Consider the following 17693-nt stretch of genomic DNA (forward strand, 5'->3'; position numbering starts at 1 on the left):
AGTCCCGTTGACAGGCGGGTGTGAGGGCGTGAAGCTGTGGCGACTAATGCGCTTTAGTGAGCGCGCTGGTCAATGGCCCCACAAGGAAGTGTGCGGAAAATGGACAGCGGCAGCGACAGCGGTATCACGGTCACCTCCGTCACCACCCCGGCGCTCTTCACCGGATCCTGCGGCGATCCGCTCCAGGTGATCCGGGTCCGGATCCGCCGCACCCGGCCCGCCGGACCGCTCCACGTCCAGGTGCGCGGCCCGGGCGTCACCACCCCGCACCCGCGGATCCTGCGCGCGGACACCGACGAACCCGCGGGCACGGACGGAACCACCGTCGAGGTGGCCGTCCGTACGCCCGGCACCGCCCCCGGCGAGCGGCTGCCCGCCACCGTCACGGTCACCACCCCCGACGGCCGCCCGCTCGCCGCCCGCCCCTTCCCCCTGACGGTCGCCGAACCCGGCTGGACCGTGCGCCTGGTCCCGCACTTCCACTACGACCCCCTGTGGTGGAACACCCAGGCCGCCTACACCGCCCTGTGGGACGCCCCGGCCGCGCCCGGCGCCCCCGCGCGCGGCTGGGAGTACACCGGCGTCCCCGCCTTCACCCTCCTCCCGCTCCACCTCCAGCAGGCCCGCGACGACCCGGCGTACGCCTTCGTCCTCTCCGAGGTCGACTACCTCAAGCCCTGGTGGGACAGCCATCCCGAGGACCGCGCCGAACTGCTCGCCCTGATCGCCGCGGGCCGCGTGGAGATCGTCGGCGGCACCTACAACGAACCGAGCACCAACCTCACCTCCGCCGGATCCACCCTCCGCAGCGCCGTCCACGGCCTCGCCCTGCACCGCGGCACCCTCGGCGCCGATCCGCGGACCGCCTGGCAGCTCGACGTCTTCGGCCACGACCCGTCCTTCCCGGCCCTGATGGCGGGCGCGGGCCTGGACTCGGCGGTCCTCGCCCGCGGCCCCCACCACCAATGGGGCCCGATGACGGACACCTGGGGCGCCCCGCTGCGCCCGCCGACCGCGATGCAACTGCCCGCCGAGTACGAGTGGATCGCGCCCAGCGGCGAGGGGCTGCTGCTGCACTACCTGCCCGCTCACTACTCGGCGGGCTGGCCCTCCGACGCCGCCCCCGATGCGGAGAGCGCCGCCGGTCAGCTGCTGGAGCTGTACGAGCTGCTGCGCCCGAGCGCGGCGACCCGCAACGTCCTCGTCCCGCTGGGCACCGACTTCTCCTGGCCGCACCGCTGGAGCCTGGACGTCCAGCACGCCTGGAACCGCCGTTACTGCTGGCCGCGCATGGAACACACCGGCCCCCGCGCCCACTTCGACGCCGTGCGCGCCGAACTCGCCGCCCGCGGCCGGGAACCGCTGCCCGTCACCCGCGAGATGGGACCCGTCTACACCGGCAAGGACGTCAGCTACGCCGATGTGAAGCAGGCCCACCGGGCCGCGGAGAACCTGGTCGAGGAAGCCGAGGCCTTCGCCGCCCTGGCCTGCGCCGAAGGCCTCGCCGAGCACCCGCGCCAGAGGCTCGACAAGGCCTGGCGCCACCTCCTGCACGCCGCGCACCACGACGCCGTCACCGGCACCTTCTCCGACCAGGTCTACCTGGACCTGCTCCCCACCTGGCGCGAGGCCCAGGACCTCGCCGAGGGCGTACGGGCGGACGCGCTGCGGGTCCTGACCGCCGCGGCCGACACCCGCGCGCCGGACCTCGGCGCCTCCCGGACCGAGGACTCCGTCCCGCCGCCCGCAACCCTCGCGGTCACCGTGCACAACCCGCTGTCCTGGACCCGGACCGACCTCGTCCGCACCACGGTCGACCTAGCGGCGCTGGGCTCCGGCGGCGCCGCCGCCGACCCGCGCCGGATCGCCGTGTGCGACGCCGGCGGCCGCCGCGCCCCCGTCCACCTGGAAGCCGTCGCCGGCGGCACGGCGGAGATCGCCTTCCTCGCCGCGGACGTGCCGGCGCTCGGCCACCGCACCTGGTGGCTCACCGCCGACGGCCCGGCCCGGTCCGGCGGCTGGGCGCCCGCCCCGGGCCTCACCATCGAGAACGGGACCTTCCGCGCCGAGGCCGACCCCGCGCGCGGCGGCGGCCTGGCCTCGCTGGTCGACCGGCGCACCGGCCGCGACCTGCTCACCCGGGGCCAGGTCGACGAACTCGTCGTGCAGGACGAGTACGGCCAGCACCCCTTCTTCGGCGAGGGCCCCTGGCACCTGCTGCCCCGGGGCCCCGGCACCGGCTCGGCCGCCGCGCCCGCCGACACCTGCCGCGCCGAACGCGGCCCGCTCGGCGCGCGGATCGTGTCGACCGGCCGGACCGGACCCGTCCGCTGGACCCGCATCACCACCCTCTGGGACGGCCTGGACCGGGTCGAACTCACCACTCGCGTGGACGCCTTCGACGGCAGCGACCAGTTGCTGCGGCTGCGCGTCCCCGCCGACGTGCCCGGCGCGCTCCCGGTGGCAGAGACCGCCGCCTCGGCCGTGGGACGTGGCTTCGCCTTCCCCGAGGTGGACGCCGGAGCCGACCACACCCGGGCGCCCTGGACCCTGGACAGCCCCTGCCTCAACTGGTTCGCCCTGTCTTCCACCCTCCGCGCGGCGCTGACCGGGCCCGGCGGGGACCCGGCCGGGCAGCGGGCGCTGGGCGCGGCCGAGATCGTCATGCCGGACGCGGGCGCCCCCGAGGGGCTGCGCGCACTGGTCACCGCCCTGGGGCGGTTCGGCGTCACGGCCGCCCCGACCCGGGCCCGGGGGCCGCGGTGGGGGGACCTGGCCGTGGACAGCAGCCTCCCCGACGTCCGGATCGCGCTCGGCGGGCCCGCGGAGAACGCCTTCACCGCCCGGGTGCTGGGCGCCTGCGACCGTAGCTACGCCGAGGCCGTCCGCGACCACCCGGTCGTGTGGATCCCGGCCCGGGCGGCCCTGCGCGAGGTGTGGCGGCCCGGCTGCGACCTGACCGGCGTACGGGACCTGCCCGTCCTGGTGGTCACCGGCGGCCCGGCCGCCCTCGCGCGGGCCCTCGCCGAAGCCGGGCGGATCGAGGCCCACCACCCCCGGCCGGCCGAAGGCGCGGCCGAACACGCCGCCTTCGAGGACCGCACGGTCGCCCTGCTCGGCCGCGGCACCCCCGGCTTCGCCGTCGACACGGCGGGCCGCCTGCACGCCTCCCTCATGCGGTCCTGCACCGGCCGCCCCAGCGGCGCCTGGATGGACCCGCCCCGGCGCACCGCCCCCGACGGCAGCTCCTTCCAGCTCCAGCACTGGACCCACGTCTTCGAACACGCCCTGGTCGCCGCTGACGGCGACTGGCGCGCGACCGATCTGGTGCGCAGAGGGCGCGCCTTCAACAAACCACTCACCGCAGTCACCGCCGCGCCCGGCGCGGGCCCGCAGCCGTCCGCCCGCTCCCTGCTCGGCGTGGAACCCGCCGACCGGGTCCTCGTCGAATCCGTGGCCCGGGCCGCCGCGGGGGACGCCCTCGCCGTCCGGCTCCGCGAAACCCACGGCCGCCCCGCCCCCGCCCGCCTCCTGCGCCCCACCGGACCCACCGGCCCGGACCCGCTCCAAGCCGACCTCCTCGACCGCCCCCTCGGCCCCTTCCGCGGCGAGGTCCGGGGCGCCGCGACCACCACCGTCCTGCTCCCCACCCCCTTCCCGCTGCCGGAGCGGCGCGGCGAACAGGAGCCCCACCAGCCCGTGTTCAGCCGCTACTGGCTCCACAACACCGGCACCGCCCCGCTCGGCGACGCCCCCTACACGGTCACCGTCGAGGGCGCCGCGCGCGAAGCCCGGGTCACGCTCGCCGCCCACGGCGCGGGCGGCCCCGTCCGCCTGGAGGTCCACCCGCCCGAGGGCTGGTGGACCGCCTGGACGGTCCACGAGGCCGAGCTGCCCGACGGCGGCCACGTGCGGCGGACGCTGGCGGTCGCCCCCGATCCGGCGGCCGCGCCCGGTGACCACCTGGTGCGGGTCCTCGCCTTCACCCCGGCGGGCCGCTTCGAGGACGTCCTCACCGTGACCGTGCCCGGCGGCGAGACCCCGGCCGGGCTGTGGGTGGCGGCCCCCGACGCCGAGGTGCGCGTCACCGTGGGCGCGCGGGCCGTCGTACGGGCGGTCGTCGGCAGCACCGGCACGCGCTCCCCGCTGACCGGCCGGGCGTACGTCGTCTCCCCGCACGGCACCCGCGCGCTGATCGGCCCCGCCACCCTGCCCCTGCGCGTGCCCGACGGAGCGCCGGCCGAGCTGGAGTTCGAGGTCCACCCGCCGCCCGCGACCCCGCCGGGGAGCTACTGGGCCGTGGTCAAGGCGGTGTGCCAGGGCAGGATCGCGTACGGTCCGGCCATTGCCATCCGTGTGGCCGGCGCCCCTCCCGCGCCCGCCGCACCGCACGTACCCGAAGGATGATGAGGCAGGCCATGGCCCGCAGACCCACCATCAAGGACATCGCCCGCCAGGCCGGGGTGTCCGAAAGCGCCGTGTCCTTCGCGCTCAACGACCGCCCGGGCGTCTCCCAGGACACCCGCGCCCGGATCCGGCGCGTCGCCGAGGAACTGGGCTGGCAGGCCAGCATCGCGGCCCGAGCCCTGTCCGGCGAACGCTCCGGCGCCGTCGGCCTGGTCCTGCCCCGGCCCGCGCACACCCTGGGCGTCGAGTCCTTCTTCCTCCAGCTGGTCTCCGGAATACAGGAGGTCCTGGCCGCCCAGCGCACGGCCCTGCTCTTCCAGGTGGTCGACGACCTCGACGCCGAATGCGCCCTCTACCGCCGTTGGTGGGCCGAACGCCGGGTCGACGGCGTGCTCGTCGTCGACCCGCGCACGGACGACCCCCGCCCGGCGCTCCTCGACGGGCTGGGCCTGCCCGCCGTCACCGTCGGCGCGCCCGGCGGCCCCGGACCGGCCGTGCTCTCCTCGGTCTGGGCCGACGACGCCGGGGCGATGGCCCGCGTCCTGGACCACCTGCACGCCCTCGGCCACCGCCGGATCACCCACATCGCGGGCCTGCCCGGGCTCGCCCACACCGAGCGCCGGATCGCCTCGCTGCGCGCCGAGGCGGACCGGCGCGGGCTCACCCCGGCCGAGGTGTCCTCGATCACCACCGACTACTCCGACGCCCAGGGCGCCGAGGCCACGCGGCGGGTGCTGCGCGGGCCGCTGCCGCCGACCGCCCTGGTCTACGACAACGACGTGATGGCGGTCGCCGGGCTCGCCGTCGCCGCCGAGGCGGGCATCGCCGTGCCCGGCAGCCTGTCGGTGGTCGCCTGGGACGACTCGGCGCTGTGCAGGGTCACCCACCCCCGGCTGACCGCGCTGGTCCGCGACACCGCCGCCTTCGGCCGGCTCGCCGCCGAGGAGCTCCTCGCCGTCCTCGCGGGCGGCGCGCCGCGGGCCCGGCAGGGGGAGCAGCCGAGGCTGGAGCCCCGTGAGAGTACGGCCCCGCCCACGGCGGCATACTGACGTACGAACCCCAGGAGCCTCCCGTGACCACTCCCGCCTCAGCCCTCCCGGCCCCGCCCCCCACGGCCGCCCGGGCCGCCGGGCCCACCGTCGCCCTCGACATCGGCGGTACGAAGATCGCCGGTGCGCTGGTGCACCCCGACGGCACGATGACCGCCACCACCCGGCGGCCCACCCCGCGCGGGACCGACGGGGAAGCCGTGATGGCGGCGGTCGCCGAGGTCGTCGCCGACCTCGCCGCCTCCCCGCAGTGGTCCTCGGCCGTGCGGTGCGGGATCGGCAGCGCTGGCCCCGTGGACACCTCGCGCGGCACGGTCAGCCCGGTGAACATCGGCGCCTGGCGGGAGTTCCCGGTCCTGGACCGGGTGGTCGCCGAGCTGGCCCGCCACGGAGCGGACCTGCCGACCGTCCTCGCGGGCGACGGCGTGGCCATGACCGCGGGCGAACACTGGCTGGGCGCGGCCCGCGGGCACGCCAACGCCCTGTGCATGGTCGTCTCCACCGGCGTCGGCGGCGGCCTGATCCTGAACAACCAGCTCCACCCCGGCCCCACCGGCAACGCCGGACACATCGGCCACATCAGCGTCGCCTTCGACGGCGACCCGTGCGTCTGCGGCGGACGCGGCTGCGTGGAATCCCTCGCCTCCGGCACCGCCATCGCCCGCCGCGCCCTGGACCAGGGCTGGACCCCCGGGCCCGGCGCGGACCGCAGCGCCGCAGGCGTCGCGGCGGCAGCCGACGCGGGCGATCCCGTCGCCCTGGCCGCCTACGACCGCGCGGGCCGCGCCCTGGCCGCCGCCATCGCGGCCACCGCCACCCTGGTCGAGACGGACATCGTGGTCATCGGCGGCGGCGTCGCGGCCGCCGGGGACACCCTCTTCGGCCCGGTCCGGGCCCACCTGGCCTCGTACGCCACCCTGTCCTTCGTCCAAGGGCTGAAGGTCGTCCCGGCCGCCCTCGGCACGCACGCGGGCCTCATCGGCGCGGCCGCCTCGGCGGCCATGCTGCTCCCCGCCGGGAGCTGACCGGCAGCCTCAGGGCTTGACCGACCGGTAGTACCGGCGGGCGCCCTCGTGCAGGTCCAGCGGCTCCGTGTAGATCGCCGTCCGCAGGTCCACGAGCTGCGCCGCGTGCACCTCGTGGCCGATCCGGTCCCGGCTGTCGATCACGGTCCGGGTGAACCGCTCGGTCAGCTCCGCGCCGGTGCGGTCCGTGGTGACCAGCAGGTTCGGCACCGCCAGGGTCGCCACCGCCGAGGTGTTGCGGGCCCGCGCGTAGGCGTCCTGCGGCATCACCGCGGCGCGGTAGTAGTGCGTCGGACTGCCCGCGTTCTGCAGCTCGGGCACCAGGTCCCCGAGCGGCACCAGCCGGATCTCGAAGCGCTCCGAGAGCCCCCGCACCGCGCTGGTCGGCAGCCCGCCCGACCAGAAGAACGCGTCGATCCGCCCCGCCTCCAGCTCCGCGGGCATCGTGTCGATGCCGATCGGCACGGCCGTGACGTCCCGCTCCGGATCCAGCTTCGCCGCCGCCAGCATCCGGTCGGAGATCAGCCGCACCCCGGACCCCGGCTGGCCGACCGCGACCCGCCTGCCCCGCAGGTCCTTGGTCGACTGGATCTTCGACACCGCCGGGACCACCAGCTGCACGTAGTCGTCGTAGAGCCGCGCGACCCCGCGCAGGCGGTCCGCCCCCGGCTTCCCGTCCCGCTGGTACTTGGCCACCGCGTCCGCGGTGGCCACCGTGAAGTCCGCCTGGCCGTTGGCCACCCGCTCCAGGTTCTGCTGCGAGCCCTCGCTGGTCACCAGCCGTACGTCGACCCCCGGCACGTCGGTCGCCAGCTCCTGCTGGAGCAGCTCCCCGTAGCGCTGGTACACCCCGCTGCGCACGCCCGTACTGAAGACCAGCGTCCCGCGCAGCTCCTGCTGCCCGAACGGCCACAGCCACCAGAGCAGCAGGCCGGCCCCGGCCAGCGCGGCCACCAGGCCCCGCAGCGCGCGGCGCCTGCCGACCGGGTCCAGTGCGAGGGGCATGGCGGCGATCCTGCCAGCCGACCGGCGTCCTGTCACGGTGCGCCGAGCGCCTACCCTTGTCACATGAGCAGCGCGGAGCCGGGTGGAGCAGTGGACGTCATGGATGCCAAGGGCACGTACGAGGTGCGCACGTACGGGTGCCAGATGAACGTGCACGACTCCGAGCGGCTCTCGGGCCTGCTGGAGGACGCCGGGTACGTCCGCGCGCCCGAGGGCTGCGACGGCGACGCCGACGTCGTGGTGTTCAACACCTGCGCCGTCCGCGAGAACGCCGACAACAAGCTGTACGGCAACCTCGGCCGCCTCGCGCCCATGAAGACCAAGCGCCCCGGCATGCAGATCGCCGTCGGCGGCTGCCTCGCCCAGAAGGACCGCGACACCATCGTCCAGCGGGCCCCCTGGGTCGACGTGGTGTTCGGCACGCACAACATCGGCAAGCTGCCGGTGCTCCTGGAGCGCGCCCGCATCCAGGAGGAGGCGCAGATCGAGATCGCCGAATCGCTGGAGGCGTTCCCCTCCACGCTGCCGACCCGCCGCGAGTCCGCCTATGCGGCCTGGGTCTCGATCTCCGTCGGCTGCAACAACACCTGCACCTTCTGCATCGTCCCGGCGCTGCGCGGCAAGGAGGAGGACCGCCGCCCCGGCGACATCCTCGCCGAGATCGAGGCCCTCGTCGCCGAGGGCGTATCCGAGATCACCCTCCTCGGCCAGAACGTCAACGCCTACGGCTCCGGCATGGGCGACCGCGAGGCCTTCTCGAAGCTGCTGCGCGCCTGCGGGAAGATCGAGGGCCTGGAGCGGGTCCGCTTCACCTCGCCGCACCCGCGCGACTTCACGGACGACGTGATCGCGGCGATGGCCGAGACCCCGAACGTGATGCCGCAGCTGCACATGCCGATGCAGTCCGGTTCGGACACCATCCTGAAGGCGATGCGCCGCTCCTACCGGCAGGACCGGTTCCTCGGCATCATCGAGAAGGTCCGCGCCGCCATTCCGCACGCGGCCATCTCCACCGACATCATCGTGGGCTTCCCCGGCGAGACCGAGGAGGACTTCCAGCAGACGATGCACGCCGTGCGCGAGGCCCGCTTCGCGAACGCCTTCACCTTCCAGTACTCCAAGCGGCCCGGGACCCCGGCGGCCGACATGGAGGGGCAGATCCCCAAGGAGGTCGTCCAGGAGCGCTACATGCGCCTGGTCGCCCTCCAGGAGGAGATCTCCTGGGAGGAGAACAAGAAGCAGGTCGGCCGGACCCTGGAGGTCATGGTCGCGGAGGGCGAGGGCCGCAAGGACGGGGCCACGCACCGGCTGTCCGGGCGCGCGCCCGACAACCGCCTGGTCCACTTCACGAAGCCCGACGAAGAGGTCCGCCCCGGTGACGTGGTGACGGTGGACATCACCTACGCCGCCCCGCACCACCTCCTGGCCGAGGGTCCGACGGGCGCGGTGCGGCGCACCCGCGCGGGCGACGCCTGGCAGAAGCGGAACGCCGCCCCCGCCCAGCCTGCGGGCGTCATGCTCGGCATCCCCACCCTGGGCGTCCCGACCCCCCTCCCGCCCACCGCCTCGCCCTGCGCGACCCCCACCCCCTGACGGCCCCACCCCCGGCCACGGCGATGCGGTGGCCCCACGCCGGGGACCGCCTAAAACGCCGGCGAGGCTGAATCGTGCCCGCGCCGCGGGTCGCCTCCGGCGGCGCCTCAAACGCCGGCGGGGCTGATGTGTGCCTTCCCGCCGTACGTCGAGTGCGGCCACTCGCTGGGCGAATCCAGCCCGCCGGGGCCAAATCCAGCCCCGCCGGCGTTTGAGGCGCCGCCGGAGGCACCCGGAGCGAATGCCGGGCACGCGCTCTGGCTGCCCACGGTTCACGGTTGAGTCCGGCGGCCGGGCTTTGCTCTGCCCGCCCGCCGGGGCCAAATCCAGCCCCGCCGGCGTTTGAGGCGCCGCCGGAGGCAGCCCGGGCGGAAGCCGGGCATCGCGCTGCCCACCCCGGGGCCTCCCGGGCGAGGCCGTGCCCGGGGGTCGGCGTACCCACTCCAGCCTCGCCGGCGTTTGAGGCGCCGCCGGAGGCAGCCCGGGCGGAAGCCGGGCATCGTGCTGCCCGCCCACCGGCACCGGAACGGGCACGGGCACGGGCTCGGCCCGACCCCGCGTCGCGGGCGGCGCCGGATGCGGACCCCGGCCAGGGGACCGGCGGAGCCGGAAGGGACCGCCACCCCCCGCCGCACGGCGGCTACGCTTCGATCATGCTCGTAGCCGCAGCCGTCTGCCCCGCCCCGCCCCTCCTCGTGCCCGCGGTGGCCGCCGGAGCCGCCGGTGAACTCGCCGACGCCCGCACCGCCTGCTCCGACGCCCTCGCGGTGCTCGCCGCCTCCCGCCCCGACCGGCTGGTCGTGGTCGGCCCCGCCGACCCGGGCGCGGGGGGCCCGTACCCGCAGGGCACCCCCGGCGGCTTCCACGGCTTCGGCGTCGAGAGCGACGTACGCCTGGGTGGGGGCGAGGCCGGCGCCCCGCAGGACACGCGCCCGCTCCCCGCCCCCCTCGCCGTCGCCGCCTGGCTGCTGCACCACACCGCCTGGTCCGGCGCCCCCGTCGAGGGCCTCGGCGTGGAGGAGCACCTGGACACCGCCCACTGCCTGGCGGCGGGCCGCGAGCTGGCCGCCCGCGCCGACCGGATCGCCCTGCTGGTCATGGGCGACGGCAGCGCCTGCCGGACCCTCAAGGCCCCCGGCTACCTGGACGACCGGGCTGCCGCCTTCGACGAGGCCGCCGCCCGCGCCCTCGGCAGTGCGGACGTGGCCGCCCTGACCGCCCTCGACGCGGGTCTGGCGGCCGAGCTCAAGGCCGCGGGCCGGGCCCCCTGGCAGGTGCTGGCCGGCGCCGCCGAGGACGCGGGCCTGGAAGGCCGCCTGCTGTACGAGGACGCCCCCTACGGCGTCGGCTACTTCGTCGCCGCCTGGTCCTAGCCCTCAGGGCCGAACGGGTGAGCGGCACCCCGACCTGACATACGAAAGGGGCGCGGGGAAGTCCCCGCGCCCCTTTCCCGGATCACGTCAGGCAGACGCCGGCGGTGTCGGCCCGCCGGGGCTGTCCTTGTGCGCGACCTTGCCCAGGGCGTCCTTCGCCTTGCCCGTGCCGGAGGAGATCTGGCCGCTGTACTTGCCCTTGGTCTTGGAGTCCACGACCTTGGCGACCTTGTCCAGACCCTCGCCGATCCTGCCCTCGTGCTGCTGCGCGAGGTCACCCAGCTTGTCCTTGGCCGGCGTGAGCTTGGCCTTCAAATTGTCCAGCAGGCCCATGGCACACCTTCCAGTCGCAGCGACTCCTACGTGCGGGCGCCCTCACCGGCCTCGCTGTCCGCGGCTTCCTCCGCGCACTGCTGCTTGGGGATCTCCACGCCCTCCGGCGCGGGGGTCTCCGTCGCGGCCGCGGGGGCCTCGTCGCTCACCGCGGCTTCCACCGCTGCGGCCGACTCGGCACCCTCCGCCGGAGCGTCGGCGGTAGCCTCCGCGGTCTTCCGGCGAAACCGATCAAAAACGCCCATGTCTACTCCCATAACGTTACTCGTGCGGGTGAAGTTCCGCCTCGGCCGGACCGGCCGCAGCCGGGCGCACGCCGGGCGGAACCTCGCCAGGGCAACGACCCCGTTCGCGGCCCGTCACGTAGCTCGATCGGGTACACGCCCAGGGGTTTGCGAGACTGGGACGGTGAGAAGCCCAGCCCCCGCACCGCGGGTCATCGCCGTCGTCGGCCCCACGGCAGCCGGAAAGTCCGATCTGGGCGTCGCCCTGGCCCGCCGTTTCGACGGCGAAGTCGTCAACGCCGACTCCATGCAGCTCTACCGTGGGATGGACATCGGGACCGCCAAACTGACGCCCGCCGAGCGCGGTGGCGTCGTCCACCGCCTCCTCGACGTCTGGGACGTGACGGAGACCGCCAGCGTCGCCGAGTACCAGCGCCTCGCGCGGATCGAGATCGACCGGCTGCTCGCCGAAGGGCGCACGCCCGTCCTCGTCGGCGGCTCCGGGCTGTACGTCCGCGGCGCCCTGGACGCCATGGAGTTCCCCGGGACCGACCCCGAGGTCCGCGCGCGGCTGGAGGAAGAGGTCACCCTGCGCGGCCCCGGCGCCCTGCACGCCCGCCTCGCCGCCGCCGACCCGGCCGCCGCCCTCGCGATCCTGCCGAGCAACGGCCGCAGGATCGTCCGGGCCCTGGAGGTCATCGAGATCACCGGACGCCCGTACACGGCGAACCTGCCCGGCCACGAGTCCGTCTACGACACCGTGCAGATCGGTGTGGACGTGGCCCGGCCCGAGCTGGACGAGCGGATCGCCCTGCGCGTGGACCGGATGTGGGAGGACGGGCTCGTCGAGGAAGTGCGGGCCCTGGAGGCCCGGGGGCTGCGCGAAGGGGTCACCGCCTCCCGGGCGCTCGGCTACCAGCAGGTGCTGGACGCGCTGGCGGGACGCTGCACCGAAGCGGAGGCCAAGGCCGAAACCGTCCGCGCCACCAAGCGGTTCGCCCGCAGGCAGGACTCCTGGTTCCGCCGGGACCCGCGGGTGCACTGGCTCAGCGGGGCGGCGTCCGACCGCGGGGAACTCCCCGGACTCGCGCAGTCGTTGGTCGAACGAGCGGTCACAGCCTGATCACGTGATGGCATCGGGACGCTCCGGGCGCCTGTTCGGGGGCCGGGGGCGTGCCATCATCAAACTCCGGCCGGTGTGGACACCGGCGGTGATCAACAGCGTACGAAGTCCGAGTGGGGAGGGCGCGTGGCGATGGAGGCCGGCCCTCGAGACACCGGGCGGGACAGCGACCGGCAGGAAACGGATCCGCTGCTTCAGGGCGGACTCGGCCTGCCCGCCGAACCGGTGCGGTTGACTCCCGACGGCCCGGACGGGCCCGACGTGCTGGCGGGCCTGGACGGTCTGGCGGGCATCGACGGCCGCCCGGGCGGCCTGGACGACCTGCCCGGCCTGTCCGGCCTCGACAGCGCGGACGCCGCGGCCGCGCAGGCCCCCGAGTTCGAGGTCGAACTGCGCCCGCAGCGGCGCCTGCGGATCTGGCAGATCGCGCCCATCGTGATCCTGGCCGCCGCCGGATCCCTGATGTTCGCCTTCCCGCTCGCCTTCGAGTTCGGGGACGGCGGAGCCGTCGTCGCCATGCTGGGACTGCTGATCAGCTCCTGCGCCGGAGGCTGGGGCATGATGGCCGCCCGCCGCGTCGGCTACACCTGGCCGGGGCTCCCGGCCCGCGGCTCCGGCCGCCGCCCGGACTGGCGCATCGCCGCCCTCTACGCGCTGGTCGTCCTGACCGTCGTCGCCCTGGCCGTCCTGCGCGTGGCCCGGCTCCGCTGACCCCTCGCGCGGCGAGGGTTTGTACGATGTGGACGTGACCACCACCTCCGCGCCGCTGGCGTTCCTCAAGGGCCACGGAACCGAGAACGACTTCGTGATCGTCCCGGACCCGGACAACGCCATCGAGCTGCCCGCCGCCGCCGTCGCCCGGCTCTGCGACCGCCGGGCCGGGATCGGTGGTGACGGAGTGCTGCACGTGGTGCGCTCCGCCGCGCACCCCGAGGCCCGGTCGATGGCCGACGAGGCCGAGTGGTTCATGGACTACCGCAACGGGGACGGCTCCGTCGCCGAGATGTGCGGCAACGGCGTCCGCGTCTTCGCCCGCTACCTCCAGCACGCCGGGTACGCCGAGGCCGGCGACCTGTCCGTCGCCACCCGCGGCGGGGTCAAGCGCGTCCACCTCCACAAGGACGGCCCCGTCACCGTCGCCATGGGGCGCGCGGCCCTCCCCGAGGGCGAGGTCACCGTGGCGGTCGGCGCGAAGAACTGGCCCGCCCGCAACGTGAACATGGGGAACCCGCACGCCGTCGCCTTCGTTGAATCCCTCGACGACGCCGGGACCCTGCTCACCGCCCCCGCCTTCACCCCGGCGTCCGCCTACCCGACGGGGGTCAATGTCGAGTTCGTCGTCGACCGCGGCCCCCGGCACGTCGCCATGCGCGTCCACGAGCGCGGCTCCGGCGAGACCCGCTCCTGCGGCACCGGCGCCTGCGCGGTCGCCGTGGCCACCGCCCGCCGCGACGGGGCCGACCCCGCCGTCACCGGCGAGCCGGTCACGTACACCGTCGACCTGCCCGGCGGCACCCTGCTCATCACCGAACACCCCGACGGTTCGGTGGACATGACCGGACCGGCCGTCATCGTGGCCGCGGGCGAGTTCGATCCGGCCTGGCTCACCGAAACGGCTTTCGGCTAGAGCTTCCCTCTAATGGGTGATCCGTTTCACGCTGTGCGGGAGCTGGACTGCGCCACGTGGTGGGGTCGGTAGCATCAGGCACCGGCCCTGAGGGCTCACCGCATGCCCACCACCGCCGGTCGAAGCCGCCGGAGGTGCCCCATGAGTGCAGAGGCCACGAACCCCGACGCACGCCCCGAGTTCCGCAGACGTGACCGGACCCGGCTCGATCTGCTCCGGCTGGGACGTGCGGCCCTGCTCGGGCCGACGTCCCGGGACCGGCTCCCCGATGCCATCGGCCACGTCGCCGAAGCCCACCGCGCCCACTATCCGGACGCGGACCTGTCCGTACTGCGCCGCGCCTACATGCTCGCCGAGAGCTCGCACCGCGGCCAGATGCGCAAGAGCGGCGAGCCCTACATCACCCACCCCCTCGCCGTCACCCTGATCCTGGCCGAACTCGGCGCCGAGACCACCACGTTGACGGCCTCCCTCCTCCACGACACCGTCGAGGACACCGACGTGACCCTCGATCAGGTCCGCGCGGAGTTCGGCGAGGAGGTCTGCTTCATCGTCGACGGCGTCACCAAGGTCGAGCGGATCGACTACGGCGCCGCCGCCGAACCCGAGACCTTCCGCAAGATGCTCGTCGCCACCGGCAACGACGTCCGCGTGATGTCCATCAAGCTCGCCGACCGGCTGCACAACATGCGCACCCTCGGCGTGATGCGCCCGGAGAAACAGGTCCGCATCGCCAAGGTCACCCGGGACGTCCTCATCCCGCTCGCCGAACGGCTCGGCGTCCAGGCCCTCAAGACCGAGCTGGAAGACCTCGTCTTCGCGATCCTGCATCCCGAGGAGTACGAGCGCACGCGCGCCCTCATCGCCGCCCACGCGGGCGAGCGCGACCCGCTCCCCGGCATCGCCGACTCCGTCCGCGCGGTCCTGCGCGAATCCGGCATCCAGGCCGAAGTACGGATCCGCCCCCGCCACTTCGTCTCCGTCCACCGCATCTCCCTCACCCGCGGCGAACCGCGCGGCTCCGACTTCGGCCGCCTCCTCGTGCTCGTCGCCGAGAACGCCGACTGCTACGGGGTGCTGGGGGAGCTGCACACCTGCTTCACCCCGGTCGTCTCCGAGTTCAAGGACTTCATCGCGGTACCCAAGTTCAACCTCTACCAATCCCTGCACACCGCCATCGCCACGCCCGAGGGCAGCGTCGCCGAGGTCATCGTCCGCACCCACCGCATGCACCGGGTCGCCGAAGCCGGAGTCGTCGCCCTCGGCAACCCCTACACCTTCGGGGAGGGCGGAGCCGTCGGCTCCCCGGCCGGCGCCGCCGACGGCGAGGGCGACGAGGAGCGGATCGACCCCACCCGGCCCGGCTGGCTCTCCCGGCTGCTCGACTGGCAGCAGGCGGTGCCGGACCCCGACACGTTCTGGAGCTCGCTGCGCGCCGAGCTGGCCCAGGACCGCGAGATCACCGTCTTCCGGGCCGACGGCGGGGGCGCCGACGGCACGATCAGCCTGCCCGCCGGGGCCACCTGTATCGACGCGGCCTACGCCCAGTACGGCGAGGCCGCGCACGGCTGTATCGGAGCCCGGGTCAACGGGCGCCTCACCTCGCTGGCCACCCGGCTGGCCGACGCCGACACCGTGCAGCTGCTGCTGGCGCACGACGCCTCCTCCGGGCCCGCCGCCGACTGGCTCGACCACGCGCGCACCCCGGCCGCCCGGATCGCCATCAGCACCTGGCTCCAGTCCCATCCCGCCGCGGTCAAGCCGCCCACCGCGCCGCCCCGGGCGCCGCTGCCGATGGTGAGCCTGCGGCCCGGCGGGCGCAACGCCGTCGCGGACCTGCCGGACGCGCCCGTCCGGCTCGCGGGCTGCTGCACGCCGGTGCCGCCCGACGCGGTCGCCGGGTTCGTCGTACGGGGCGGGGCGGTCACGGTGCACCGGATCGCCTGCCCGGCCGTCGAGCAGATGCGCTCCGTGGGCCGGACCCCGGTCGCCGTGCACTGGCGGGCCACCACCGACTGCCGGGTGACCCTGGTCGCCGAATCGTTCGGCCGGCCCCACCTGCTGGCCGATCTCACCGAAGCCATCGCCCACGAGGGCGTCGAGGTCATCTCGGCCACCGTCGAACCGCCCGTCGAGCAGCGCGTCCGGCACACCTACACCCTTCACCTGCGCGACGCGACCGGGCTGCCGGGGCTGATGCGGGCCATGCGGGACGTGCCGGGGGTCTACGACGTGAGCCGCGTGTAGCGCGCGCCGGGGAGATGCGGGGCCGGTGACGGGGCGCGGGGGAGCGTACGTGAGGGGGCGGGCGGGGGCGCGTAACAAAGGGGCGGGGGCGCGTACCGACGGGCCCGGTGCGGAGCCGGAGTCACCCCTTCGGGTGGGGCCGTCCGGGTCCCCGACGCGTCGCGCGGGGACGTGCGGCGGGCGCTGGTATGCGGTGGGGATGCGCCTCACCTCCTCCCGCCCGCGCGCCGCCCTGCTCGCCGCGGCCTCCCTCACCCTCGTCGCCGCCGTGCTGCCCCCGCCGACCGCGCTGGGCATCGGCGACCGGCTCTTCCCGGAGCTGGGCAACCCCGGCTACGACGTCCGCTCGTACGACCTGTCCTTCACGTACAAGGACAACCGCACCCCGCTCGACGCGGTCACCGTCATCGACGCCCGCACGCTGACGTCGCTGGAGCGGATCAACCTCGACTTCACCCGCGGCACGGTCCTGTCCGCCGAGGTCAACGGCCGGCCCGCGCCCTTCGCGAGCACCGGGGAGGACCTCGTCCTGACCCCCGAGCGCCCCCTCGCCGCCGATGCGCCGCTGCACATCACCATCCACCACACCAGCGACCCGCGCGGGGGCGGGGACGGCGGCTGGGTCACCACCGCGGACGGCCTGGCGATGGCCAACCAGGCGGACGCGGCCCACCGGGTCTTCCCCTGCAACGACCACCCCGCCGACAAGGCCTTCTACACCTTCCACATCACCGCCCCGAACGGGACTACCGCGGTCGCCAACGGCCTGCCGGTCCTCTCGGCGGGCCGCTCCGCCGGCGCGACCACCTGGACCTACCGCACCGTGCACCCCATGGCGACCGAGCTGGCCCAGGTCTCGCTCGGGGCCTCCTCGGTGGTCCACCGCGAGGGACCGCACGGGATGGAACTGCGCGACGTCGTCCCCACCGCGGACCGGGCGCGGCTGGAGCCCTGGCTGAAGAAGACCCCCGACCAGATCGCGTGGATGGAGAAGCGGGTCGGCCGCTATCCCTTCGAGACGTACGGGGTGCTGATCGCCCACGCCAGCACCGGCTTCGAGCTGGAGACCCAGACCCTCTCGCTCTTCGAACGCGGAATCTTCACCGGGCCCGGCTACCCCGAGTGGTACGTCGAGTCGATCATGGTCCACGAGCTGGCCCACCAGTGGTTCGGCGACAGCGTCAGCCCCCGCACCTGGTCCGACCTCTGGCTCAACGAAGGACACGCCACCTGGTACGAGGCGCTGTACGCCGACGGCCTCGGCACCTACTCCCTGGAACGCCGCATGCGCGAGGCGTACCAGCGCTCCGACCAGTGGCGGGCGGCGGGCGGCCCCCCGGCCGCGCCCAAGGCGGCGGCGCCCGGGCAGAAGATCGGACTGTTCCGCCCGGTGGTCTACGACGGAGCCGCTCTGATCCTCTACGCACTGCGCCAGGAGATCGGCGCGGCCGCCTTCGAGCAGGTCGAGCGCCGCTGGGTGAGCGAGCACGCCGACGGGGTGGCGGGTACGGACGATTTCGTACGGCTGGCCTCGGACGTGGCGGGGCGGGACCTGGCCGCCTTCCTGAAGCCGTGGCTGTACGGGAAGACCACGCCGCCCATGCCCGGACATCCGCAATGGAGCGCCCCGAAGGCCGGCTGACGGGACCGGGCAGGGGGAAAAGGGTGTGACTGCCGGGGAACGGGC

The 17693-nt window shown here is 74.9% G+C and carries 13 protein-coding genes; 10 read left to right on the plus strand and 3 right to left on the minus strand.

Features of this window, described 5'->3' with window-relative positions; translation table 11 throughout:
- Positions 1 to 99 precede the first annotated feature (99 nt).
- The 3 genes from AC0693_RS19945 to AC0693_RS19955 all read left to right on the plus strand — a co-directional run bounded on the left by AC0693_RS19945 (position 100) and on the right by AC0693_RS19955 (position 6481).
- A complete protein-coding gene (locus AC0693_RS19945; protein ID WP_478802429.1) occupies positions 100 to 4407 on the plus strand; it encodes a glycoside hydrolase family 38 N-terminal domain-containing protein in 4308 nt (1435 codons plus the stop codon).
- Positions 4408 to 4418: 11 nt separating this feature from the next.
- Complete coding sequence (locus AC0693_RS19950) at positions 4419 to 5456, plus strand: LacI family DNA-binding transcriptional regulator (RefSeq protein ID WP_356406080.1); 1038 nt, start codon at positions 4419 to 4421, stop codon at positions 5454 to 5456.
- 101 nt (positions 5457 to 5557) lie between these two features.
- Positions 5558 to 6481, plus strand: coding sequence for an ROK family protein (locus tag AC0693_RS19955; protein WP_356406303.1), 924 nt, complete (start codon positions 5558 to 5560; stop codon positions 6479 to 6481).
- 9 nt (positions 6482 to 6490) lie between these two features.
- Here the strand turns inward: AC0693_RS19955 and AC0693_RS19960 are convergent, their stop codons facing one another.
- Complete coding sequence (locus AC0693_RS19960; RefSeq protein WP_478802430.1) at positions 6491 to 7486, minus strand: TAXI family TRAP transporter solute-binding subunit; 996 nt, start codon at positions 7484 to 7486, stop codon at positions 6491 to 6493.
- A gap of 99 nt (positions 7487 to 7585) precedes the next feature.
- On the opposite strand from AC0693_RS19960, the gene miaB reads away from it, so the two are divergent.
- Together miaB and AC0693_RS19970 are read left to right on the plus strand one after the other, a co-directional pair.
- A complete protein-coding gene (miaB, locus tag AC0693_RS19965; protein WP_478802603.1) occupies positions 7586 to 9079 on the plus strand; it encodes a tRNA (N6-isopentenyl adenosine(37)-C2)-methylthiotransferase MiaB in 1494 nt (497 codons plus the stop codon).
- 653 nt (positions 9080 to 9732) lie between these two features.
- A complete protein-coding gene (locus tag AC0693_RS19970) occupies positions 9733 to 10452 on the plus strand; it encodes a class III extradiol ring-cleavage dioxygenase family protein (RefSeq protein WP_478802431.1) in 720 nt (239 codons plus the stop codon).
- Between the two features lie 87 nt (positions 10453 to 10539).
- Here the strand turns inward: AC0693_RS19970 and AC0693_RS19975 are convergent, their stop codons facing one another.
- Together AC0693_RS19975 and AC0693_RS19980 are read right to left on the minus strand one after the other, a co-directional pair.
- Entirely contained in the window at positions 10540 to 10785 is a 246-nt protein-coding gene (locus AC0693_RS19975) for an antitoxin (RefSeq protein ID WP_356406086.1), read from the minus strand.
- Positions 10786 to 10811: 26 nt separating this feature from the next.
- Complete coding sequence (locus AC0693_RS19980) at positions 10812 to 10934, minus strand: hypothetical protein (protein WP_356406088.1); 123 nt, start codon at positions 10932 to 10934, stop codon at positions 10812 to 10814.
- A 259-nt stretch (positions 10935 to 11193) separates the two neighbouring features.
- Here AC0693_RS19980 and miaA point away from each other — a divergent pair, with 259 nt between their 5' ends.
- From miaA to AC0693_RS20005, 5 genes are all read left to right on the plus strand, one after another.
- The gene (gene miaA, locus AC0693_RS19985) at positions 11194 to 12132 is read left to right on the plus strand and encodes a tRNA (adenosine(37)-N6)-dimethylallyltransferase MiaA (RefSeq protein WP_356406090.1); all 939 of its coding nucleotides are present in this window, start codon (positions 11194 to 11196) and stop codon (positions 12130 to 12132) included.
- Between the two features lie 126 nt (positions 12133 to 12258).
- On the plus strand, positions 12259 to 12843 hold the full coding sequence (locus tag AC0693_RS19990) for a hypothetical protein (RefSeq protein ID WP_468465056.1): 585 nt from the start codon (positions 12259 to 12261) through the stop codon (positions 12841 to 12843).
- 34 nt (positions 12844 to 12877) lie between these two features.
- Positions 12878 to 13759: a diaminopimelate epimerase gene (gene dapF / locus AC0693_RS19995; RefSeq protein ID WP_478802432.1), complete on the plus strand. Its 882-nt coding sequence runs from the start codon at positions 12878 to 12880 to the stop codon at positions 13757 to 13759.
- 141 nt (positions 13760 to 13900) lie between these two features.
- Complete coding sequence (locus AC0693_RS20000; protein ID WP_478802433.1) at positions 13901 to 16006, plus strand: RelA/SpoT family protein; 2106 nt, start codon at positions 13901 to 13903, stop codon at positions 16004 to 16006.
- Between the two features lie 199 nt (positions 16007 to 16205).
- Positions 16206 to 17648 (plus strand): M1 family metallopeptidase, encoded by a 1443-nt coding sequence (locus AC0693_RS20005; RefSeq protein ID WP_478802434.1) that lies wholly within the window; start codon positions 16206 to 16208, stop codon positions 17646 to 17648.
- Positions 17649 to 17693 lie beyond the last annotated feature (45 nt).

This window comes from Streptomyces sp. NPDC043876, assembly GCF_056435825.1.

Excerpts from the sequence above, each read along its gene's own strand:
- AC0693_RS19950 (WP_356406080.1), top strand. The coding sequence starts at position 4,419 with ATGGCCCGCAGACCCACCATCAAGGACATCGCCCGCCAGGCCGGGGTG.
- AC0693_RS20005 (WP_478802434.1), top strand. The coding sequence starts at position 16,206 with ATGCGCCTCACCTCCTCCCGCCCGCGCGCCGCCCTGCTCGCCGCGGCC.
- miaB (WP_478802603.1), top strand. The coding sequence starts at position 7,586 with ATGGATGCCAAGGGCACGTACGAGGTGCGCACGTACGGGTGCCAGATG.
- AC0693_RS19945 (WP_478802429.1), top strand. The coding sequence starts at position 100 with ATGGACAGCGGCAGCGACAGCGGTATCACGGTCACCTCCGTCACCACC.
- AC0693_RS20000 (WP_478802433.1), top strand. The coding sequence starts at position 13,901 with ATGAGTGCAGAGGCCACGAACCCCGACGCACGCCCCGAGTTCCGCAGA.
- AC0693_RS19960 (WP_478802430.1), bottom strand. The coding sequence starts at position 7,486 with ATGCCCCTCGCACTGGACCCGGTCGGCAGGCGCCGCGCGCTGCGGGGC.
- AC0693_RS19975 (WP_356406086.1), bottom strand. The coding sequence starts at position 10,785 with ATGGGCCTGCTGGACAATTTGAAGGCCAAGCTCACGCCGGCCAAGGAC.
- AC0693_RS19970 (WP_478802431.1), top strand. The coding sequence starts at position 9,733 with ATGCTCGTAGCCGCAGCCGTCTGCCCCGCCCCGCCCCTCCTCGTGCCC.